Origin of the sequence: Bradyrhizobium sp. LA6.1 (genome assembly GCF_040547805.1) — a bacterium.
Taxonomy (GTDB): domain Bacteria; phylum Pseudomonadota; class Alphaproteobacteria; order Rhizobiales; family Xanthobacteraceae; genus Bradyrhizobium; species Bradyrhizobium barranii.
In genome coordinates this window covers 169,288-191,063 of record NZ_JBEPQK010000010.1, presented here as the reverse complement: position 1 = coordinate 191,063, position 21,776 = coordinate 169,288, and the positions used below count along the sequence as shown (strand labels likewise).

Sequence of the window (21,776 nt, the reverse complement as noted above, 5' to 3'; positions counted from 1 at the left end):
CGGGGAGAGGGAGTAGACCTCCTAATGCGCACCGCCCCCGCCGGCCGCCGCCTTCACCCGCCGCGTCAGCAGCACCGCGATCGCGGCGAGCACGAGCACCACGCCGATCACCGCGAAGGTGTCGGAATAGCCCATCACCAGCGCCTGGCGCTTCACCGTCTTGCCGAGTGCGATGATGGCCTGCTCGCGCGCGGCGTTGGGGTCGGGCACGCCGTGCGCGATGAAATAATTGGTCATCTGCGCGATGCGGGCACGGACCTCCTCGCGGCCGAGCGTGACGGAATGGCCGATGATGTTGGAGTGGAACTGCTCGCGCTTGGTGATGATGGTCGCGAGCGTCGCCGTGCCGATCGCGCCGCCGAGATTGCGGAACATGTTGCTGATGCCGGAGGCCGCGGCCGCGTCCTGCGGCGCGATGCCGCCTGTCAGCACCGAGGTCAGCGGCGTCAGCACCATGGCCTGTCCCACGGCACGCACGATGTTCGGAATCCAGAGCTGGTCGCCGGCATAGTCCGGCGACATCGCCGTGTTCATGAAGCAGCTATAGGCGAAGATCAGAAGGCCGGTGATCGCGATATAGCGCGTGTCGAAGCGTTGCATCAGCTTCGGGATCAGCGGGATCAGCACGAGCTGCGGCAGGCCGGTCCAGGCCAGCACGTTGCCGATCTGCTCGGCGTTGTAGCCCTGCGCCTGGCCGAGATAGGCGGGCAGGATATAGACCGAGCCGAACAGCGCGAAGCCGACCATCGTCATCGCAATGGTGCCGAAGCCGAAATTACGCTGCGTCAGGAGACGCAGCCGGATCAGCGGCTTCTCGATCGTGAGCTCGATCGTGACGAACAGCGTCAGGCTGACGGCCGCGATCACGGCGAGCTTGACGATGAAGGGCGAGGAGAACCAGTCGTCCTTGTTGCCTTCCTCGAGCACGGCCTGCAGTGCCGACAGCCCGATCGCCATGGTGAAGATGCCGGCCCAGTCGCCTTCCTTCAAGAGACCGAGCTGCATCTTCTGCTTCTCCAGCGTCAGATAGAGCGCCACCACCATCACCGCGGTCGGGATCACGTTGACGAAGAAGATGGTACGCCAGCCGTAGTTCTCCGTGAGATAGCCGCCGATGGTCGGGCCGATCGCGGGTGCGAAGGTGACGGACAGCGCGAAGATCGCAAGACCCACCGGCTGCTGCGGCTTCGGCAGCTTGGTCAGCACCAGCGTGAACGCCATCGGGATCAGCACGCCGCCGGCAAAGCCCTGCAGGCCGCGCATCGCGATCATCGACGGCAAATCATGTGTGAAGGCGCAGGCGACCGAGAACGCCGCGAACAGCGTCGCGCTCGCCAGCATGTAGCGGCGGAACGAGAACACGCGGCTCAAATAGTCGGTCAGGGGGATCACGATGATCTCGCCGATCAGATACGACGTCGAGATCCAGGAGCCGTTGTCGGCGCCGGTACCGATGCCGCCCTCGATGTTGGCCAGCGAGGCGTTGGTGATCTGGATGTTCAGGATCGCCATGAACGAGCCGATCATGGCGGCGAGCACGGCGATCCAGATCGCGGCACTCGCGCGGTTCGGGTCGGCTATTGCCGGATCAGGCGTCGCGGCCGGTGTTGCTGGCGTCGAAAGTGAGAGGCTGTTTGACATGGCACGACCCTCCGGAAACGAGCTTCGCCTTTACGTTTGCCTTGGGCGCCGCGGCCGCATTGGCGGTCGGCGCGGTCGAACGTGTTGCAATGGTTGGGATCACGGACATGCCGGGGCGCAGCGCGATCGCGGGACCGTGCGCGGCATCGAGCGCGATCTTGACGGGGATGCGTTGCACCACCTTGGTGAAATTGCCGGTGGCGTTGTCGGGCGGCAGCAGCGCGAATTCCTGGCCGCTCGCCGGCGCGATGGAATCGACGTGGCCGTGCACGACCTGACCCGGGAAGGTGTCGACCTCGATATCGACGGCCTGGCCGGCCTGCACGTGGGTCAGCTGCGTCTCCTTGAAATTGGCGACGACATAGGCGCCCTCGGCCGGCACGATCGCCATCAGCTGGGTGCCCGCCTGCACGAACTGGCCGACGCGCAAGGAGCGGTTGCCGACCACGCCGTCGATCGGGGAGACGATCGTGGTGTAGCCCAGATTGAGCTCGGCCTGACGCTGGAGTGCGGCCGCGCGTGCGGCGGCGGCCCTGGCTTGCAATATCTCGGCGTTGAGGAGATCGACCTGTTTCAAGGCGGAGGTGAGATTGGCGATATCGCGCTGGATCGCCGCGTCTGCGCCGGCGTCGCGCGCTTGCGCTTGCTGCGCGTTCTGCACGCTGCCGAAACCCGTTGCCGCGAGATCGGTGTAGCGCTTGTTCTCCTGCTTCGCGAAAACCTTCGCGGCATTGTCGACATCGATGGTCGCTCTTGCCGCCGCGATCACGGCTTGCTGGACCTCGAGCTGCGCTTGCTTGCTCGTCACCGTCGCATTCGCGGCGGCGACGTCGGCCTTGGCCTGGTCGAGCGCGACGCGGAAGTCGCGATCGTCGATCCTGGCGAGCACCTGGCCGACCTTCACATGCTCGTTATCGCCGACCAGGACGCGGTCGAGGTAGCCGCTGACCTTCGGCGCGATGGTGGTGTTGTCGGCCTTCACATAGGCGTCATCGGTGGAGACGAGGTACTGCCCGACGGTCCAGTAGTCGTAGCCGTACCAGCTCGCGCCGGCCAGCGCGACGATCGCCGCTCCCATCAGCAACAGCTTGCGGAGATTGAATTTTTGCCAGCGGACGCCGGTCGGTGCGGTGGGCAGGACGCCCTCCGGCACGGTTGCTGGAATAGCGGTTTGGGTCGCAGCAGATGGGGTGGTGTGGACGGACATGGCCGGCTCCCCCTGAATTAGGAAACTTGACGATTTCCAAAATGAGACTAGCTTTGGAATTGTCAATAGAATGACAGGCGTCATTTAAAAGCATGGCTCAGGCAAGACCTTCAGGTGAATGCCGCCCCCGCGGGCGGCCGCAACTGCGCAGCGACGAGGAGACGAGGCGGATCGTCTTCGACGCCGCGCGCCACGCCTTCGCCGTCGACGGCTATGCCGCGACCAGCACCGAAGAGCTGGCACGCCGCGCCGGCATCTCGACCAAGACGCTCTATCGCCTGTTTCCGGGCAAGGCCGCACTGTTCGAGGCGATGTGCGCGGACAGGCTCGAGCGGCTGCTCTCCGCCGTCGATCTGCAAGGAAGCGACGAGGTCGATATCGAGACAGGCCTGCGTGCCGCGCTGTTGGCCTGCGCCGATCTCGCACTCGATCCGGAGGTCGTGGCGTTGCAGCGCATGGTGCTGCAGGAATCCGCCGCGTTCCCCGAGCTCGCGGCCAACTTCTACAACAACGGCATTTCCCGCACCGTCAGGACGCTCGCGGGCTGGCTGCGCGTCCAGGTCAAGCGCAAGCGCATCGCCATCGATGATGCGGAGGAAGTTGCCGGCATGCTGATCGGCATGGTCGCATCGGCGCCGCAGCGCGCGGCGATCTATGGCGGCATGCCGCTGCCGTCACGCAAGCAGATCGAGCGCCGCGTGCAGACCTGCGCGGCCCTGTTCCTCGATGGCTGCCGCGCCGCGTAGCCGTCTCCCTTTGACAATCCGGTTCGGCTCGGTTATCTATTTCGCATGCGAAATAAAGAAGCCGCAGCGAGGCATCATCGGCTTATTTACCTCTTGAACGTCGCACAACGCCGCTTGCAGCGCTGGATGGCGGCGCAGCCGCAGAACGAGGTCACGCCGGCGCAGGCGGGGCTGTTGTTCATCCTCGGCAAGCAGGACGGCGTGCTGATGGGCGAGGCCGGCGCGGCACTCGACATGGGGCCGGCCGGCATCTCAGGCCTCGTCGATCGTAGTGCTGCGGCAAGGCTGGTCGAGCGGCGGGCCGATCGCGAGGACGGCCGGGCCTGGCGCGTATGGCTGACGCCGAAGGGGCGCACCGTGCTGGCGCAGGCGAAGACCGACGCGGCGCAGATCAACGCCGCGTTGACGGACGGATTTACCAACGCGGAGATCGACATCGTCGCGCGCTGGCTGACCAGCATTCAGGACAAGTTTCCAAGACCTTCAGACGAATAAAGGAGAGACCCATGACCGAGCACGTCCGGATCGAGAACAACAACGGAATTCTCACCCTCACGCTGGCGCGCCCCGACAAGAAGAACGCGCTGACGGATGCGATGTACGGCAAGCTCGCCGACACCATCGAATCCGCCGAGTTCGATCCGTCCGCCCGCGTGCTCCTGATCCGCGGCGAGGGTGACATGTTCACCGCCGGCAACGATGTCGGCGAATTCGCCGCCGTCGCAGCCGGCAAGTCCGAAGGCAGCCGCAACGTCGTCCGCTTCATCCAGTCGCTGGCGCGCTGCACGCGGCCGCTGGTCGCGGCCGTACAGGGCCGCGCCGTCGGCGTCGGCACCACGATGCTGCTGCATTGCGACCTCGTGGTGCTCGCCGACAACGCGCAATTGTCGACGCCCTTCGTCAGCCTCGCGCTGGTGCCGGAGGCCGCCTCCAGCCTGCTGATGCCGGCACGCATCGGCTACGCCCGCGCCTACGAGATGTTCGCGCTGGGCGAGATCGTACCGGCGAGGTCGGCGCTGGAATGGGGCCTTGCCAACCGTGTGGTGCCGCTCGACAAGCTCGATGCCGAGGCGCTCGCGCTCGCCCAGCGTCTTGCCCGCCAGCCGGCCGGCGCGCTTACTGCGACTAAGAAGTTGATGCGCAATGGCGAGGCGCTGGTCGCGCAGATGCAGGCCGAAGGCGAGCAATTCGCGCAGCGTTTGCGCACGGCGGAAGCACGCGAGGCGTTCACCGCCTTCGCCGAGCGCCGGCCGCCGGATTTCACCAAGGTTGCCTGATTTCGCTAGTCTTAAAGCGCTTACAGACCGGGCACTCCCGGCAATTTGACTAAAACCTTAACCGATCCTTGGCATGTCGCGATGCAGGGTGGCCGGCAGTACAATGCAGGCCCCCTGACTCATGGTAATGTTTAAGAAATCGGTAAGCTCGCTTCTCCTGACCTTGATGGCCCTGCTGGCCGCCGGTGCGCTGGCCTCTACGGCGATCCAGATGTTCGGAGCGTTCGGTCGCTACAGCGACAGTCTCGAGACGGCGCGGCTCGCCGCTGCCGACAAGGCGATCTTCCATGGCGTGCTCGCGTTGCGCAACAATCGTGGCGATGCCCAGAGCGCCATCCTTGGCGAGGACGATCCCAAGGCAAAACTCGCCGAAGCCGAGAAGGCCGAGCAGGGCGGCTATGAAGGGATCAGCACCGCGCTCGCGACCGTCGATTTCGCACGCCGCGACGAGCTCGCCAGCACGCTGAAGCAGCGCTGGAACGAAGCCGCGCCGCAATTCCAGCTGTTCTACGACGAGGCCAAGCTTCCGCGCGCCGAGCGCAAGATGGAGCGGACCAATTCCTGGTACGACGCCGTCACCAAGGTCATCGACACAGCGAACCTCGCCTCCACCGCGGTGTCGAACCGCGCCTGGATGAACGATCCCTACATCGCGCGCATGATCCAGGTCCGCCGCTTCGCCTGGCAGGTGCGCGACCGCTATGGGGTCCATTGTTCGTCGCTTCGCTCGAACATCAACAGCAGCAAGCCGCTCGACGACGTTCAGAAGCGGTCGGTGGCGCAATGGGACGGCACGATCGCCTCCGGCTGGGCGGGCATGGCCGAGTTGCTGGCTGCGCCCGACGTGACGGCGGAGCTGGTGACGGCAGCGTCGGACGCGAAGACCAAGACCGATGGCGTCCTGAAGCAGATCGGCGATCTCACCAAGAATCTCGACGGCAGCGGCAAGCCCGCGATGCCCGCTTCGGAGTGGAATACGCTCTGCCAGTCGCCGTTCCCGCTCATTGTCGGGGTCGCGACCAAGGCGCTGGATCAGTCGATCGCGCGTGCCGAGGCCGTGCAGACCAAGGCGCTCACCAACCTCATCGTGCAGTCGCTCGCGTTTCTGCTCGCGCTCGCCGTGACCCTCGCCGGCGTCTACGTGGTGCGCAATCGCCTGATGCGCCCGGTCCGCGCCATCCTCGACGCCATCGCGCGAATCAGCGCCCGCGATTACGCGACGCCGGTGCCGCAGTCGAAATATCCCGACGAGTTCGGCACCATGGCTGCCGCGCTCGAGAGCCTGCGCGAGAGCGCGGCGACTGCCGAGCGGCTGGGCCAGGAACGCGAATCGCAACAGGCGCTGCAACTCGCCCGCTCCGGCACCGTGGACGACGCGTGCCGCAGCTTCGACGACACCGTGCAGGCGGTGATCCACAGCGTCGCGGCGTCGGCGAGAGAGCTCGATGCCACCGCGACCGATGTGCGCACGCTGGTATCAGAGTCGACCAGCCAGACCGCGGCAGTCTCTTCCGCAGCCGAGCAGGCCACCAACAATCTCGAGACCATCGCGGCCGCGACCGAGGAACTCTCCGCATCCGTCGGCGAGATCTCTGCACAGGTGCAGTTGAGCGCCCGCGAGGCGCGCGAGGCGGTGTCGCAGGCCGAGCGGACCAACGCGACGGTCGAGATCCTCGATCAGACCGCGAGCCGGATCGGCGAGGTCGTGAAGATGATCAACGCCATCGCCGGCCAGACCAATCTCCTGGCGCTGAACGCGACCATCGAAGCGGCGCGTGCGGGCGAGGCTGGCCGCGGCTTTGCCGTGGTCGCCGGTGAGGTCAAGAGCCTCGCCGCGCAGACCGCAACCGCAACCGAAGAAATCTCGCGCCAGGTCGAGGAGATCCAGGGCGCGACGGGCCAGGCCGTGACCGCCATTCGCTCGATCGGGGGTGCCATCAGCGGCATCGACGAGAAGATGACGGCGATCGCAGCCGCAGTCGAGGAGCAGCGCGCGGCCACCACCGAGATCTCGCGCAACTTCCAGCAGGCCGCCCAGGGCACCCGCGAGGTCACCGACACCATCGGCAGCGTCGCCAGGCTCAACCAGGAAACCGGCAATGCCGGCACGGTGCTGTCCGAATCCGTGAAGAAGATGTCGGGCGATGCCGATCGTCTTCGCGTCGCGGTCGAAGGCTTTTTGGGGGCCGTGAAGACCGCATAACGTCGATCGTCATCCGTCTGGGCGTCGCGCGAACGGCATTGCCGCCGCTTCACGCGGCGGGTACATCTGTGGCGCTGCGGGAGTGCAGCAACAGACGTATCAAGGATGGAGAGTTCGATGCCGGTCACCCCACACAACGCCCAGCGCCCCTATCGCGGCGTGTTCCCGGTCGCGCCAACCATCTTCGACGAGCGCGGCGAGCTCGATCTCGAGGGCCAGCGCCGCTGCATCGATTTCATGATCGATGCGGGCTCGAATGGTCTCTGCATCCTCGCCAATTTCTCAGAGCAGTTCGTGCTCACCGATGCCGAGCGCGAAACCGTGATGCATGCGGTGCTGGAGCATGTCGCGGGCCGGGTTCCCGTGATCGTCACCACCACGCATTTCAGCTCCGCCGTCTGCGCCGCGCGTAGCCAGCAGGCGGAGGCGGCCGGGGCCGCCATGGTGATGGTGATGCCGCCCTATCACGGCGCGACCTTCCGCGTACCCGAGAAGGGCATCGTCGAATTCTTCAAGGTGCTCTCGGGCGCGATCAACATTCCCATCATGATCCAGGACGCGCCTGTCGCCGGAACGCCGCTGTCGGTCGAGCTGCTCGCGCGGCTGGCGCGCGACTTCGCCAACATCCGCTATTTCAAGATCGAGGTGCCGGGCGCCGCGGCAAAGCTCCGCAGCCTGATCGAGGCGGGCGGCAAGGATATCGAAGGCCCGTGGGACGGCGAAGAGGCCATCACGCTGCTCGCCGATCTCGACGCCGGCGCCACCGGCGCGATGACGGGCGGCGGCTATCCCGACGGTATCCGCCAGATCATCGATCCCTATTTCGCCGGCAAGCGCGAGGAGGCAAAGGCCGCCTATGAGCGCTGGCTGCCGCTGATCAACTACGAGAACCGCCAATGCGGCCTGATCGCCTGCAAGGCCATGATGCAGGCCGGCGGCGTGATCAAATCGGACGCCGTGCGGCATCCGCTCCAGCCGCTGCACCCGGCGACGCGGGCTGGGCTGCTGGAGCTCGCCAAGGAGCGGGATGCGCTGGCGTTGCGGTGGGGCAAGTAGCGCCGCACCCACTCGGTTGTCGCCAGGTCTCTCGGCAGTCCCCGCCTTCGCGGGGGCGACGCCGAGTGTGAGGTGCGCGCTGGCCTGATCCCGCTGGCCTCCGTCTGGCTGAGGGCGTCGAATTGGCGCGGTTCGGGCGGTTTTCCGCACGCCGGCGATGACATATTGTACGCTCCTTGCACGCTCGCCAACCAGGTCCGCGGAGCTTCTCGAGACGTCGCTGAGCAGCTCTTCATTATGCCGCTATTCCGAGCCAGGTTGGAGCGAGCCGACGAAACAGGGAGGCAGTGCCATGACGATGAGGCCGGATCCCACCTTTCACGCATCGCCCAAGCTGGCGATGGAAGCGCCAGCGGAGAACTTTGCCTACACGCTGCTGCTCAGTCCGGATTTCTCAAAGCCGGATGCTCTCGCGGTCATCGACGTCAAGCCGGGATCGCCAACCTACAGCCAAATCGTTCACACGGTGACGATGCCCAACAAGGGCGATGAGTTTCATCACTTCGGCTGGAACGCCTGCTCCTCCGCCTTGTCGCCGCTCGCCGGACACGCCTTCATCGAGCGGCGCTATCTCATCATCCCCGGGATACGCTCGTCGCGGATCTACATCATCGATACCAAGCCCGATCCGACCAAAGCCAAAATCCATAAGATCATCGAGCCCGAGGAAATCTTCAAAAAGACCGGCTACTCGCGGCCGCATACTATCCATTGCGGGCCGGACGGCGTCTATGTGAGCACGCTGGGCGGTGGCGGCAAAGACGGCACCAACGGGCCTCCAGGCGTCTTCATCATGGATTGCGAGACGTTCGAGGTCCTCGGACGGTGGGAGATCGACCGCGGTCCGCAGACGCTGCACTATGATTTCTGGTGGAACCTGCCGCGCGACTACATGGTGACGAGCGAATGGGCGTTGCCGCCGCAGTTCGAGAACGGGATCGTCGCGGAGGATCTGCTGGCGAACAAATATGGTCATCGTCTCCACTTTTGGGATCTCCGCGCCCGTCGCAACGTGCAGACCATCGACCTCGGCGCCAATCATCAGATGGCGCTGGAGGTGCGGCCCGCGCACGATCCGGTTCGCGAATACGGCTTCGTTGGCGTTGTGGTCGACACCACCAACCTCGAAGCATCGATCTGGACCTGGTGGCGCGAAGGCGGAAAATTCCACGCGGAGAAGACGGCGACGATTCCGCCCGAACCCGCGCCAAAGGAGCAGCTCCCGCCGCTGCTGCAGGGATTTGGCGCCGTGCCGCCGCTGGTGACCGACATCGACCTGTCGATGGATGACCGGTTTCTCTATGTCTCGTGCTGGGGCACGGGTGAAATGCGCCAGTACGACGTGAGCGATCCGCGAAAGCCGAAGCTTGCGGGCTCGGTTCACATCGGCGGCATCGCGCGCCGCACCCCCCATCCGAACGGCAAGGCATTTGCGGCCGGGCCGCAGATGGTCGAGATCAGCCGCGACGGCAAGCGCGTGTACTGGACCAATTCGCTGTATTCCACCTGGGATGACCAGTTCTATCCCGATGGGGTTCCGGGCGTCGAAGTCATGGCCAATGTCGGTCGCGACGGCGGCCTCGAGCTCGCCAAGGACTATTTCGTGAGCTTCCCCGACGGATATCGTGCGCACCAGATCAGGCTGGAGGGCGGCGATTGCTCGACGGACTCCTTTTGCTACCCGTCGGCCTAGGCTGGCAGCACGGGAGTTGGCCGCTCGGCTGGCTGTGGCTCGCTCTTGTCGCGAGCGGTCTCTATCACGGCGTCAATCCGGGAATGGGATGGCCGCTCGCCGTGTCGGCCGGGCTCATGGACAAGAGCCCGCGCGCGCTGTTCCGTGCGTTGTGGGCTCTGGCGGCCGGACATCTCCTGGCAACCCTTCTCGTGCTGCTGCCATTCGCGTTCCTGCTCGTGCTGGCCGAGTGGCAGCGTTCGATCCAGCTCGGCGCGAGCCTTCTCGTTATCGGCTTCGGTGTCTATCGGCTGATCGAGCGGCGCCATCCGCGCACGCTGGCACGAATTCCGCCAACGCAATTGGCGCTCTGGTCATTCGCCGTTGCCATTGCTCACGGCGCGGCCTTGATGCTCGTGCCGATCTATCTCGGGCTCTGCCAGGCGTTCGAGCTCGATGCCGGCCATGAGGCGGCGGGCGCGCTGATGAAGGCAAGTCTTCTGAAGACAAGTCTCGGGATGGCGGTGCTGGTGTCCCTGGTGCACGTTGTCGCCATGGTCAGTGCCGGCGGGTGTCTGGCGTGGCTGGTCTACCGCTATCTGGGATTGAGGTTCGTCTCGCGAAGCTGGTTCAATCTGGATGCAATCTGGGCGACCAGCCTCATTCTGGTTGGCGCCGTGGCGCTCGCCTTCAATCTCGCGAGCTGGCGCTGAGGCCTACTTCGCCAACGCCCACTCGCCGACAAAGCGGAAGCGCGCCCTGGTATCATCCTGCTTGAACAGCGCGATCCGGTCGATCACCAGCGTCTCGAGGCCGAGCGCCGCAAACCTCGCGCGCAGCATCTCCAGGATCGGCCCGCGCCGTTCCGCATCCAGCCGTCCCGTCAGCGTCATGTGGAAGCGGAATTCTTCCATCACGTACGGGTAACCCCAGCGGTCGAGATAGTCGCGCTGACGCTCAGTGAGCCTGTCGGGCTTGCGCCGCGCGCGGTCTTCCGCCGTCATGGGCGCGCGGAAGTCGTCGAATTCGCGGACGCAATCGGCCGCAAGTTGCTGGAGCGCACCCACCGGCTCGGTCGGAATCACCGCAATGAAGCCGCTGATGGAGTCGACGACCGGACGGATTGACGGCATCGGCCGCGCCTTGCCGGCAAAGGCCACGCATGCTGCGACGAGCTCGGCTTCAGTCCTGCCTGGCGCCAGCGCCATCGGCGCCTTCAGCGTGCCGTGGAAACCGTATTTGCGGGGATCGGCCGTGACGTCGCGCCAGTCCGGCGCAACACGCGATGCGTCGGCAGGGAACGGCATCTCCTCACCGGTGTAGACATCATAGCCGAGCAGCTTGGCGCCGAAGCGGGAGAGGGCGCTGTCGGCGCCGGCTGCGAAGTAGATCGCGTAGCGGGGAAAATCTGTCATTGCCCGAGCATAACCGGTTCAGGCCGCAACAACAGCCTCGCGCGGCGTCGCCGCCGCAGCGAGCAGTCGCGTCGCATCGGTGAGATGCACGAGCTTTCCGCCTGATACCACCGCGATCAGCCGCGGCCGCAGCGGCACGCTGTCGTCGACCAGCAGCATGTCGGCGCGGCGTCCTTCCGCGAGCACGCCGCGATCGGCAAGGCCGGTCGCGCGGGCCGGTCCCGCGGACACCAGGTTCCAGGACTCGGTCAGCGGCAGCACGCCGTCGGCGGCGAGGCGGAACGCGGCGAGCAGCTGCGCGGGATAATAATAGTCCGACGCCAGCACCGAGCAGAGCCCCTTCGCGATCATGTCGGACGCCCGGGTCCAGCCGGTATGGCTGCCACCGCGCACGACATTCGGCGCACCGTAGACGATGGCATCGCCGGCGGACGCGGCCGCTCGCGCGGTCTCCTCGTTGATCGGAAACTCCGCGATGTCAGCGCCCAACTCGCGAAACTCCTGCCGCATCGCCGGCGTCGCATCGTCGTGCGAGAGCATCCGCACCTCGGCCGCGCGAGCAGTTGCGGCGAGCCGCGACACGGAAGCCGGCACTTCACTGGCGCGCGAAAGCACACGCTCGACCAGACGGTCGAATTCCTCGCCCGAGAGGCCGGTGCGCTCGACCATACGGTTGCGCTTGCGCGGCTTGGCCATGTCGGCAACGGTGCCGTCCATGTGGTCGTTGAAGGCGAACAGGTCGACGCGGCCCTCGGCGAGCCACTGGCCGATCTCGGTCTCGGCATCGAGATTGTAGGTCTCGTGCCGCAGGTGGAAGCGCGTGTCGGCGGCGAATTGCGGGCGCTGCCGCTCGATCGCCTCCATCAGGGCGCGCGCATTGCCGGCGCTGCGCAGGCCCGGCTCCCACGAACAGGTCGTGGCATGAAACACCGTGGTGATGCCGTTGCTGATCGCCTGGCGGTCACTGTCGGCGAGCGCGACGTCGATCGGGAAGTCGACGCCGGCGCGCGGCATCATCTGCCGCTCGAAGGCATCGCCATGCAGATCGACGATGCCGGGCAGCACCAGCAGGTTGCGCGCATCGATCGCCAGCCGCGCACGGCCGCGAGAGGCATCGACCTGCGCAATGTCCGCGCCGGACACCAGAATGGAAGTTTCGACGAGCTCGGAGCCGATCAGGGCCCGGCCGCCCTCAAGGAAGATGTCTGTCAAGCGACCGCGCTTCGTTTGCTGGCAGGGGAACGGGTGAGGGAGCTTGCCCGTGCTTCATATGCCGAGAGGAAATCTTCAATCCCGAGCTTGCGGAAATCGGGCAGTGCTTCACGCAATTTGTCGTGATCCCAGTCCCACCAGGCGAGCCGGGCCAGCCGTCCGGCGACGTCTTCCGAGAACCGCCGCCGCACGATGCGCGCTGGATTGCCGGCGACGATGGTGTACGCCGGCACGTCCTTGGTGACGATGGCGCCGGCCGCGATCACGGCGCCGGTGCCGATGTTGCGGCCCGGCAGCACGATCGCGCCATGGCCGATCCAGACGTCGTGGCCAATATGGACGTGATGCTGGCGCCGCCAGTCGAAGAACTCGGTGTCGTCGCTCTCGCCTTCGAAGTAGGCGCTGGAACGATAGGTGAAATGCGCCTGCGTGGCGCGATGCATCGGATGATTGCCGGGATTGATGCGGGTCATCGCCGCGATCGAGCAGAATTTTCCGATGGTGGTGTAGGTGATCTGGGCGTCGTTCACGACATAGGAGTAATCGCCGATCGTGACTTCAGTGAGGATCGTGCGCGCGCCGACTTCGGTATAGGTGCCGAGCCTGGTCTCATGCAGCTTCGCCGAAGGGTCGATGGTCGGTTGAACCGAGAGCGTTTTGCCGGCCATGCTACATCCGATAGGTCGAGGGCGGGCGTACCTCTTCGAGCGGCCTGATGACAATGTCATGACGATGCGATGACAGGGGAGGAGGTGTGTAGGATCGCCGCACCGCGATCCGCGTGTCACACAAGTGTCAAGTGCCGGCGTTAGCGGTGGCAGCCAGCTACTCTGGAGCCCTTTATGCTGGTGGTTGAAGGTCTGACGTGCCGCTTCGGCGCAAAAGCCGCGGTGGACGACGCTTCGTTTCAAATCTCCCCCGGCGGCTTCGTCGGTGTGATCGGGCGCTCCGGCGCCGGCAAGTCGACCATGCTGCGCATGATCAATCGCCTGGCGACGCCGACGCAGGGCCGCATCCTGTTCGACGGCCTCGACGTCACCGCGCTGCGCGGCAAGGAGCTGCGGCAGTGGCGGGCGCGCTCGGCGATGATTTTCCAGCAGTTCAACCTGGTTGGCCGGCTCGATGTGCTGACCAACGTCCTGATGGGGCGTCTTGCCACGATGCCGGCCTGGCGCTCGCTGACGCAGACATGGCCCGAGCACGACAAGGCGCTGGCGATGTCGGCGCTCGAGCAGTTCGATATCGCCTCGCTCGCCGCCCAGCGTGCCGACCAGCTCTCCGGCGGTCAGCAGCAGCGTGTTGCGATTGCCCGCGCACTGGTGCAGCAGCCCGACATCATCCTCGCCGACGAGCCGATCGCCTCGCTCGACCCGCGCAACACCAAGATCGTGATGGATGCGCTGCTGCGCATCAACAAGCATTTCGGCATCACCGTGCTCTGCAACCTGCATTCGCTCGATCTCGCCCGCAGCTATTGCGACCGCCTGATCGGCATGGCGCAGGGGCGCGTGGTGTTCGACGGCGTACCGTCCGAGCTCACCGACCACGTCGCGCGTGAACTCTACGACCTTGAAGCCTCCGACGTCATGGGCGGAATGCCTGTGCCGCTGCCTGAGGGTGTGCCGGCGCTCGGAACGGCCGCGGCCGCCTGAGCTGCGCCTGTAACTGCCAAATTGTGCGTCAACCGACCCCAACCGATGAAGAGGGTATCATGATCACTCGCAGACTGGTTCTTGCCGGCGCCGCCGCGCTCGCGTTCACGACCTCGGCCTCCGCCGACGACTGGAAAGCCAAATATCCCGAACTGACCTTCGCGGTCATTCCGGCCGAAAACGCCTCGGGCGTGACCGAGCGCTGGGCGCCGTTCATGAACTATCTCTCCAAGGAATTGGGCGTGAAGGTCACGCTGCGCATCGCCAATGACTACGCCGCCGTCATCGAGGGCCAGCGCGCCGGCAACATCCATATCGCCAGCTACGGCTCGGCGTCGTTCGCCCGCGCCCGCCTGACCGGCGTCAAGACCGATGCCTTCGCCAACGACATCAACGCCGACGGTTCGACCGGCTACTACTCGGTGTTCTTCGTCAAGGCGAGCAGCCCCTACAAGAGCGTCGACCAGCTCAAGGGCAAGAACCTCGGCCTCGTCGACCCGAACTCGACCTCCGGCAACAACGTGCCGCGCTTCGAGCTCGACAAGATGGGCATCACGGATGCCGACACCTATTTCAGCAAGGTCGTCTTCACCGGCAGCCACGAGAACGCCATCCTGGCGCTGGCGCAGGGCACGGTCGACGTTGCGGCCAACCAGTGGACCAGCGATGACGATTCCACGCTGGCGCAGATGCTGACCAAGGGCATGCTGAAGAACGCCGACGGCTCGCCGATGAAGAAGGACGATTTCCGCATCATCCACAAGTCGGCGCCGATCATCAACGGCCCCTACGCCTACAATTCCGACCTGCCGGAAGATGCCAAGGCGGCGATCGCCAAGGCGTTCTTCGACGCGCCGGCCAAGGACAAGGCGGCCTTCGATCGCCTCCAGGACGGCCAGAAGAAGGGTTTTCATCCCGCCACCACCAAGGATTGGGATGGCACGATCGAGCTGATCAAGTTCGTCGATGCACTGCGTAAGAAGAAGGCGTCCTGAGTTTCGGGACGATAGCACTGGAGCCGGGTCGATGGACCCGGCTCTTTCTCTTTGATCGACCACCTTTCCTGGCCAGATGACCGTCGCGGTTTCGATCCTCCCCGAGCAGCAGCTCGCCGTGCTGAACGCGGCCTATCGCCAGGCGGTCGCGCGCAAGCGGCTCCGACTCCTGTTGGGGCTGGTGATCTTTGCCGCAGCGCTGTTTCTTGCCGCGATCGGCGCGGAAGTGAACCTCCGCACCTTCTTCGCCCATTTCGGCAATTTCATCAGCTATTTCGACCGCATCCTCACGCTCGACAGCGGCCAGCGGGCCTGGACCGATGCCGGCGAGTGGCTGTGGGGCTGGCGCAAATGGCTGAAGATGCTGGGCGAGACGCTGCTGATCTCCTATGTCGGCACGCTGATCGGCGCGACCTTCGCCTTCGCCTTGAATTTCTTCGCGGCCGAGAACACCTCACCGTCGCCCTGGCTGCGCTTCGTGGTGCGTCGCCTCCTCGAATTCGCCCGCACCGTGCCGGGCATCGTCTTCGCGCTGATCTTCGTGATCGCGTTCGGCCTCGGGCCGATGGCCGGCGTGCTCGCGATCGCGATCCATTCCACCGGCGCGCTCGGCAAGCTGTTCTCCGAGATCGTCGAGAATGCCGACATGAAGCCGGTCGAGGGCATCCGTTCGACCGGCGCGAGCTGGCTCTCCTGCATGCGCTTTGCGATCGTGCCGCAGGTGACGGCGGGCTATGCCAGCTATGCGCTGCTGCGCTTCGAGATCAACGTCCGTGAAGCCTCCGTCATGGGCTTCGTCGGCGCCGGCGGCATCGGCCAGGAGCTCGTCGTCGCCATCCGCAAGTTCTATTACTCCGACGTCAGTGCCATCCTGCTCACCATCATCATCACGGTCTTCATCATCGACATCGCTACGGGCTGGCTGCGCGGCCGTCTGTTCGGCAAGGAGGCACGGACGTGACGAGACCGCAGGAGGTCGACACGCGAGAGCTTCGCGCACGCTACCCCGATGTGTTCGACCGCCCCGCCTCGGCGCGGCTTGCGATGCCGGCGATGATCGTCGCGGCGTTTGCGATCCTGGTTTACGGCCTCGTCGATCTCGACTTCTCGCCGTCGCGATTCTTCGCAGGGCTGAGCCAGCTCGGCTGGATCAGCCTGATGATGATCCCGCCCGATCCTGGTTCCTCGCTGCCGGTCTATCTGAAGGCGCTGGGCGAGACGCTGTCGATCGCGCTGCTCGGCACGACGCTGGCGGCGGTGTTCGCGCTTCCGGTCAGCCTGCTGGCCGCGCGCAACGTCATACCCTCGCAGATCCTGCGTTTTCCGGTTCGCCGCTTCCTGGATTCGATCCGCGGCGTCGATACGCTGATCTGGGCGCTGGTGTGGATTAACGTCGTCGGGCTCGGCCCGTTCGCCGGCGTGCTTGCGATCGCGGTGTCGGATTTCGGCGCGTTCGGAAAACTGTTCTCGGAGGCGATCGAAGGCGCCGACCAGAAGCAGGTCGAAGGCGTCCGCGCCTCCGGCGGCAGTGCTTTGCACGAGATCCGCTTCGGCCTGCTGCCGCAGGTGCTGCCCGTGATCGCCGGCCAGGTGCTCTATTTCATCGAATCCAACACGCGCTCGGCCACCATCATCGGCATCGTCGGTGCCGGCGGCATCGGGCTCCAGCTCGCCGAGCAGATCCGCGTGCTGGAATGGCAGCGGGTGTCGTTCCTGATCCTGATGATTCTGGTCGCCGTCGCCGCGATCGATTTCATCTCGAGCAAGCTGCGCTTTGCGATTATTGGGCGCAGGGCGGTGGCCTAGCTTTCTTCCTTCTCCCCTTGTGGGAGAAGGTGGCGCGAAGCGCCGGATGAGGGGTCTGCCTCCTCAAACTCAGATCGGTGTTTGCAGAGACATACCCCTCACCCGTCTCGTCGCTTCGCGACGAGCCACCCTCTCCCACAAGGGGAGAGGGGAAGAGGGCGCCGCTCACCCGTTCTCCACCAGAAACTCCACCCGCTCCGCTGCAAAGCGCGAGTGCTTGGTCACCAGCGGCTTGCCGGCGAGATCGTGGTCGGTGGCGTCGACCACCAGGATCGGCCGTCCCAGCGGCAGATCGAGCCGCGCGGCATCGGTCGCGTCCACGATGCCGGCGGTGATCCGGGTCGCGCCGCGGCTGTAGTCGCGGACGCCGTAATGCTCGAGCAGTTTCGTCATCGAGCGCGTCGCGGCGAACACCTCACCCGCGCCCGGGAACAATTCCGCTGACAGCCAGGTGGTGGAGACGCAGATCGGCGTGCGGTCGGCGAGGCGGATCGCCTCGATCCGCACCAGCGGCGCGCCGGCCTTCAATCCCAGTTCGCGCGCCAGTTCGCGGGTCGCGACATCGCCGGACGCCTCGATCAGCCGGCCATGCGGTTCGCGGCCATCGGCGCCGACGATCTCGGAGAAGCGGGTGCGCGAGCGCAAGGGATAAGCGAGGCGCTGCGCCTCGACATAGGTTCCGCTGCCGCGTTCGGCGCGCACGATGCCGCGCTCGGCAAGCGCGGCCAGCGCGCGCCGCACGGTGTGGCGGTTCACCCGATAGGTTTCGGCGATCTCCATCTCGCCCGGTAGCTTGTCGCCGGCCGCAAAGCGGCCGTCGGCGATGCCGCGCTCGATGCCGTCGGCAACGAGGCGCCACAGCGCGACGCCCGAAGAGGCTGTGTCCTGCATGCTCATGTAGCCGAGAAGCCTACTTCAGAAATCACACGTTTGTCACGAAACAGTCATGGCGCTTCCGTATCAAGTTGTCTATTATCATAGACAACTTGGATTCGGCAAGTTCTGTCAAAATCTCGGTGGATTTGGTGACCCAGCACAATAACCAGCAAGTCCAGCGCAAGGCCGCGATGGCCGTGCTGGCGCACGCGGAGGCGGGCGAGATCGCCGCTCGCCTCCGCGCTCTCGCCCTGCCGGCTCATCAGGAGCTGCGCGCGCCGGAAAACGGTCTCGTCATGCTGCGCGGCCGGGTCGGCGGTGACGGCGCGCCGTTCAATCTCGGTGAAGCCACGGTGTCGCGCGCGGCGGTCCGGCTCGCAAGCGGCGAGGTCGGCTTCGGCTACACGCTGGGGCGCGACGGCGAGAAGGCGCGGCTAATCGCGCTGTGCGACGCGCTGGCGCAGTCCAGTGATTTCGGCGAGGCGGTGGAGCGTGACGTTATCGCGCCGTTGCGCGAGCAGCTTATGATCCAGCGCAAGCAGGCGGCGGCCGAGACCGCCGCGACGAAGGTTGATTTCTACACCATGGTGCGCGGTGAGGGGTGAGGCCATGACCACGATTGCGGAACTGCCGTCGGGTTTCGTCGACAAGGTCTTGTCGGCGCAATCGACCTTTCGTTCCGTCATGGACGCGATGGCACGGCCGGGCTCGGTCCAGCGCATCGTGCCGATGGCGGGAGCGCCCGAGCCAACGATGCGCGGCACTGCTGCGATCGCGCTGACGCTGTTCGATCACGACACGCCGCTCTGGCTCGATGCCCGGATGGCGGAGAGGTCGGACGTGGTGAAATGGCTCAAGTTCCACACCGGCGCGCCGGTGGTGCAGGACTCTTCGATCGCGAGTTTCGCGCTGATCAGCGACGGCGCGGCGCTGCCGTCGCTCGAACGCTTCGCGCTGGGCACGAATGAGTATCCGGATCGTTCGACCACGGTGATCCTTCAGGTCGAGAGCCTGAATTCGGGGCGCAGTTTCGAACTGCGTGGCCCCGGCATCGACGGTGTCGCGACGCTTCAGGCCTCGATCAGGCCTTTCGACCTATTCGAACGGCTGCAGTTCAACGAGGCGCTGTTTCCGCGCGGCATCGATTTGGTGCTGGTCGCCGATGATGCCGTGGTTGCGATCCCGCGCACCACGCGTGTCGTGAACAAGGGAAGCTAGTCGCATGTATGTCGCAGTCAAAGGCGGCGAGCGCGCCATCGAGAACGCCCATCGCCTGCTCGCCAATGCGCGGCGTGGCGACCAGAGCGTTTCCGCGGTCACGCTGGATCAGATCTCGGAGCAGCTTGGCCTCGCCGTGGACCGCGTCATGAGCGAAGGGTCGCTCTATGACCGCGAGCTCGCGGCGCTCGCCATCAAGCAGGCGCGCGGGGATCTGATCGAGGCGATCTTCCTGGTCCGCGCCTTCCGCGCCACCCTGCCGCGCTTCGGCGCCAGCGAGCCGGTCGAGACCGGCGCGATGCGGGTACAGCGGCGAGTGTCGGCGACCTTCAAGGATATTCCCGGCGGCCAGATCCTCGGGCCGACCTTCGACTACACGCATCGTCTGCTCGATCCCTCGCTTGGCCAGGGCTTTGTGCCTGAAGTGCCGGCGACGGCCGAAGCGTCGACGGCGCCCACGCCGCGTGTGACCGATATTCTGGGCCGCGACGGGCTGATCGAATCCTCGCCGCGGGCCGAAGACGGCGCCAGCGTCGGCGATCTCACGCGCGAACCGCTGAACTTCCCGGCCGATCGCGACCTGCGCCTGCAAAACCTCGCGCGCGGTGACGAAGGCTTTCTGCTGGCCATGGGTTATTCCACCCAGCGCGGTTACGGCCGCAACCATCCCTTCGTCGGCGAGATCCGCTTCGGCGAGGTCGAGGTCGAGTTTTTCGCGGAGGACGTCGGCTTCGCGGTGCCGCTCGGCTCCATCGAGCTTACCGAGTGCCAGATGGTCAACCAGTTCAAGGGCTCGGCGACGGAAGCGCCGTGTTTCACCCGCGGCTATGGTCTTGCTTTCGGCCAGAGCGAGCGCAAGACCATGTCGATGGCGCTGGTCGACCGGGCGCTGCGTGCCCGCGAGCTCGGCGAAGAGGCCGTGGCCCCGGCGCAAGATGAAGAATTCGTGATGTCGCATTCGGACAACGTCCAGGCGACCGGCTTCGTGGAGCATCTGAAGCTGCCGCACTATGTCGACTTCCAGTCCGAGCTCGGGCTCCTGCGCAAGCTGCGCAAGGAATTTGCCGAGGCCAATGCGCCCGATGCCATGAAGGAGGCCGCGGAATGAACGCGCCCGCCTACAATTTCGCCTATCTCGACGAACAGACCAAGCGGATGATCCGCCGCGCCATCCTCAAGGCGATCGCTATTCCGGGTTATCAGGTGCCGTTCGCCAGCCGTGAAATGCCGATGCCCTATGGCTGGGGAACCGGCGGCGTGCAGGTCACGGCCGCGATCCTTGGGCCCCAGGATGTGCTGAAGGTGATCGACCAGGGTTCCGACGACACGACGAATGCGATCTCGATCCGCAAATTCTTCGCCAAGACCGCGGGCGTCGCCACGACCACGGCCACAGAAGATGCGACCGTGATCCAGACCCGTCACCGCATCCCGGAGACGTCGCTGCACGCGAACCAGGTGCTGGTCTATCAGGTGCCGATCCCGGAACCCCTGCGATTCCTCGAACCGCGCGAGACCGAGACGCGGCGCATGCATGCGCTCGCTGAATACGGCCTGATGCACGTAAAACTCTACGAGGACATCGCCCGCTTCGGCCACATCGCCACCGCCTACGCCTATCCGGTGAAGGTGAACGCGCGCTACGTGATGGATCCGTCACCGACGCCGAAATTCGACAATCCCAAGATGGACAATTGCCCGGCGCTGCAATTGTTCGGCGCCGGCCGCGAGAAGCGCATCTATGCGATCCCGCCCTATACGCAGGTGGTGTCGCTCGATTTCGAGGATCACCCGTTCGAGCCGTACCGCTTCAACGCGCCCTGCGCGCTGTGCGCGGCGGAAAATTCCTATCTCGACGAGATCGTCACCGACGACAAGGGCGGGCGCATGTTCGTCTGCTCGGATACCGACTATTGCGAGGGCCGTCAGGCCGCCGGCCATCACGGCAGCCTCAGCGCCGCGCCGTACAAGGAGAAGGCGGGCTCACATGGCTGATCAAGACATGGCTGGTCTCGCCAAGCTCGAAAACGATCAGCCGCTGCTGGTCGCGGAGTCGCTCAGCAAGTCCTACGGCCGCATCGCCGCGTGCCGCGACGTGTCGTTCTCGCTCTACCCCGGCGAGGTGCTGGCGATCGTCGGCGAGTCCGGCTCGGGCAAGTCGACGCTGCTGCAAATGCTGTCGGGCCAGCTCGCGCCGAGCGCCGGCCAGGTGTCGTACCGGATGCGCGACGGCATCACCCGCGATCTCACGAGCCTTGGCGAAGCCGAGCGGCGCTTCCTGTTCCGCACCGACTGGGGCTATGTGCACCAGGATCCCGCGCAGGGCCTGCGCATGGCGGTCTCGGCCGGCGCCAATGTCGGCGAACGGCTGATGGCGGTGGGCTGGAATCACTACGGCCGCATCCGCGATACCGCGTCGGACTGGCTCACCCGCGTCGAGATCGATATCGCGCGCATCGACGATGCACCGCGCACCTATTCCGGCGGCATGCGCCAGCGTCTCCAGATCGCGCGCAACCTCGTCACCGAGCCGCGGCTGGTGTTCATGGACGAGCCGACCGGCGGCCTCGATGTCTCCGTGCAGGCTCGCCTGCTCGACCTCGTGCGCAGCCTCGTTGCCGAACTGCACCTCGCCGTCATCATCGTCACCCACGATCTCGCGGTGGCGCGACTGCTGTCGCATCGCGTGATGGTGATGAAGGGCGGCCGCGTCATCGAGACCGGTCTCACCGACCAGGTGCTCGACGACCCACGCGAGCCCTATACCCAGCTCCTCGTCTCCTCGATTTTGCCGCCATAA

Annotated in this window: 22 protein-coding genes; 16 read left to right on the top strand and 6 right to left on the bottom strand. The window is 65.5% G+C overall.

The window, feature by feature from the left end; translation table 11 throughout:
- Positions 1–21: 21 nt before the first annotated feature.
- Entirely contained in the window at positions 22–1,641 is a 1,620-nt protein-coding gene (locus ABIB99_RS24730) for an MDR family MFS transporter (RefSeq protein ID WP_354177804.1), read from the bottom strand.
- Positions 1,589–2,848 carry an HlyD family secretion protein gene (locus ABIB99_RS24725; protein ID WP_354177803.1) on the bottom strand — a complete coding sequence of 420 codons (1,260 nt, stop codon included), beginning with the start codon at positions 2,846–2,848 and terminating at the stop codon, positions 1,589–1,591. The genes ABIB99_RS24730 and ABIB99_RS24725 overlap by 53 nt, the downstream gene beginning before the upstream one ends.
- A gap of 92 nt (positions 2,849–2,940) precedes the next feature.
- Here ABIB99_RS24725 and ABIB99_RS24720 point away from each other — a divergent pair, with 92 nt between their 5' ends.
- From ABIB99_RS24720 to ABIB99_RS24690, 7 genes are all read left to right on the top strand, one after another.
- Entirely contained in the window at positions 2,941–3,594 is a 654-nt protein-coding gene (locus ABIB99_RS24720; protein ID WP_354177802.1) for a TetR/AcrR family transcriptional regulator, read from the top strand.
- Between the two features lie 45 nt (positions 3,595–3,639).
- Positions 3,640–4,089: a MarR family winged helix-turn-helix transcriptional regulator gene (locus ABIB99_RS24715; RefSeq protein WP_354177801.1), complete on the top strand. Its 450-nt coding sequence runs from the start codon at positions 3,640–3,642 to the stop codon at positions 4,087–4,089.
- 11 nt (positions 4,090–4,100) lie between these two features.
- On the top strand, positions 4,101–4,871 hold the full coding sequence (locus ABIB99_RS24710; protein WP_354177800.1) for an enoyl-CoA hydratase: 771 nt from the start codon (positions 4,101–4,103) through the stop codon (positions 4,869–4,871).
- Positions 4,872–4,992: 121 nt separating this feature from the next.
- The gene (locus ABIB99_RS24705; RefSeq protein ID WP_354177799.1) at positions 4,993–7,074 is read left to right on the top strand and encodes a methyl-accepting chemotaxis protein; all 2,082 of its coding nucleotides are present in this window, start codon (positions 4,993–4,995) and stop codon (positions 7,072–7,074) included.
- A gap of 117 nt (positions 7,075–7,191) precedes the next feature.
- A complete protein-coding gene (locus ABIB99_RS24700) occupies positions 7,192–8,130 on the top strand; it encodes a dihydrodipicolinate synthase family protein (protein WP_071917085.1) in 939 nt (312 codons plus the stop codon).
- A 292-nt stretch (positions 8,131–8,422) separates the two neighbouring features.
- Entirely contained in the window at positions 8,423–9,823 is a 1,401-nt protein-coding gene (locus ABIB99_RS24695; protein WP_071909224.1) for a selenium-binding protein SBP56-related protein, read from the top strand.
- Positions 9,824–9,906: 83 nt separating this feature from the next.
- Positions 9,907–10,515, top strand: a complete 609-nt coding sequence (locus ABIB99_RS24690) for a hypothetical protein (protein ID WP_354177848.1) — start codon at positions 9,907–9,909, stop codon at positions 10,513–10,515.
- A gap of 3 nt (positions 10,516–10,518) precedes the next feature.
- Here the strand turns inward: ABIB99_RS24690 and ABIB99_RS24685 are convergent, their stop codons facing one another.
- Genes ABIB99_RS24685 through ABIB99_RS24675 form a run of 3 tightly spaced genes read right to left on the bottom strand, consistent with a single transcriptional unit; the run spans position 10,519 to position 13,097 of the window.
- Positions 10,519–11,217, bottom strand: coding sequence for a DUF1045 domain-containing protein (locus tag ABIB99_RS24685; RefSeq protein WP_354177798.1), 699 nt, complete (start codon positions 11,215–11,217; stop codon positions 10,519–10,521).
- 18 nt (positions 11,218–11,235) lie between these two features.
- Positions 11,236–12,429, bottom strand: coding sequence for an alpha-D-ribose 1-methylphosphonate 5-triphosphate diphosphatase (locus ABIB99_RS24680; RefSeq protein WP_354177797.1), 1,194 nt, complete (start codon positions 12,427–12,429; stop codon positions 11,236–11,238).
- Positions 12,426–13,097 (bottom strand): LbetaH domain-containing protein, encoded by a 672-nt coding sequence (locus tag ABIB99_RS24675; RefSeq protein WP_354177796.1) that lies wholly within the window; start codon positions 13,095–13,097, stop codon positions 12,426–12,428. The genes ABIB99_RS24680 and ABIB99_RS24675 overlap by 4 nt, the downstream gene beginning before the upstream one ends.
- Positions 13,098–13,271: 174 nt before the next feature.
- Between ABIB99_RS24675 and phnC the strand changes: the two genes are divergently transcribed.
- The 4 genes from phnC (at position 13,272) to phnE (ABIB99_RS24655) (ending at position 16,882) form a co-directional block, all read left to right on the top strand.
- Positions 13,272–14,081 (top strand): phosphonate ABC transporter ATP-binding protein, encoded by an 810-nt coding sequence (phnC, locus tag ABIB99_RS24670; RefSeq protein WP_354177795.1) that lies wholly within the window; start codon positions 13,272–13,274, stop codon positions 14,079–14,081.
- Positions 14,082–14,140: 59 nt separating this feature from the next.
- On the top strand, positions 14,141–15,076 hold the full coding sequence (gene phnD, locus ABIB99_RS24665; RefSeq protein WP_063979768.1) for a phosphonate ABC transporter substrate-binding protein: 936 nt from the start codon (positions 14,141–14,143) through the stop codon (positions 15,074–15,076).
- 76 nt (positions 15,077–15,152) lie between these two features.
- Complete coding sequence (gene phnE, locus ABIB99_RS24660) at positions 15,153–16,037, top strand: phosphonate ABC transporter, permease protein PhnE (protein WP_354177794.1); 885 nt, start codon at positions 15,153–15,155, stop codon at positions 16,035–16,037.
- Positions 16,034–16,882 (top strand): phosphonate ABC transporter, permease protein PhnE, encoded by an 849-nt coding sequence (gene phnE, locus ABIB99_RS24655; protein WP_085400050.1) that lies wholly within the window; start codon positions 16,034–16,036, stop codon positions 16,880–16,882. Before phnE (ABIB99_RS24660) ends, phnE (ABIB99_RS24655) begins: the two co-directional genes overlap by 4 nt.
- 165 nt (positions 16,883–17,047) lie before the next feature.
- On the opposite strand, the gene phnF is transcribed toward phnE (ABIB99_RS24655), so the two are convergent.
- Complete coding sequence (gene phnF / locus ABIB99_RS24650) at positions 17,048–17,779, bottom strand: phosphonate metabolism transcriptional regulator PhnF (RefSeq protein ID WP_071909231.1); 732 nt, start codon at positions 17,777–17,779, stop codon at positions 17,048–17,050.
- Positions 17,780–17,898: 119 nt separating this feature from the next.
- Between phnF and phnG the strand changes: the two genes are divergently transcribed.
- From phnG to phnK, 5 genes are read left to right on the top strand one after another with little or no spacing between them, the layout of a single operon-like run.
- Positions 17,899–18,363: a phosphonate C-P lyase system protein PhnG gene (gene phnG / locus ABIB99_RS24645; RefSeq protein ID WP_014491455.1), complete on the top strand. Its 465-nt coding sequence runs from the start codon at positions 17,899–17,901 to the stop codon at positions 18,361–18,363.
- Between the two features lie 4 nt (positions 18,364–18,367).
- Entirely contained in the window at positions 18,368–18,976 is a 609-nt protein-coding gene (gene phnH / locus ABIB99_RS24640) for a phosphonate C-P lyase system protein PhnH (protein WP_354177793.1), read from the top strand.
- Positions 18,977–18,980: 4 nt separating this feature from the next.
- The gene (locus ABIB99_RS24635) at positions 18,981–20,084 is read left to right on the top strand and encodes a carbon-phosphorus lyase complex subunit (RefSeq protein ID WP_354177792.1); all 1,104 of its coding nucleotides are present in this window, start codon (positions 18,981–18,983) and stop codon (positions 20,082–20,084) included.
- Positions 20,081–20,971 carry an alpha-D-ribose 1-methylphosphonate 5-phosphate C-P-lyase PhnJ gene (locus ABIB99_RS24630; RefSeq protein ID WP_354177791.1) on the top strand — a complete coding sequence of 297 codons (891 nt, stop codon included), beginning with the start codon at positions 20,081–20,083 and terminating at the stop codon, positions 20,969–20,971. Before ABIB99_RS24635 ends, ABIB99_RS24630 begins: the two co-directional genes overlap by 4 nt.
- Complete coding sequence (gene phnK, locus ABIB99_RS24625; protein WP_354177790.1) at positions 20,964–21,776, top strand: phosphonate C-P lyase system protein PhnK; 813 nt, start codon at positions 20,964–20,966, stop codon at positions 21,774–21,776. The genes ABIB99_RS24630 and phnK overlap by 8 nt, the downstream gene beginning before the upstream one ends.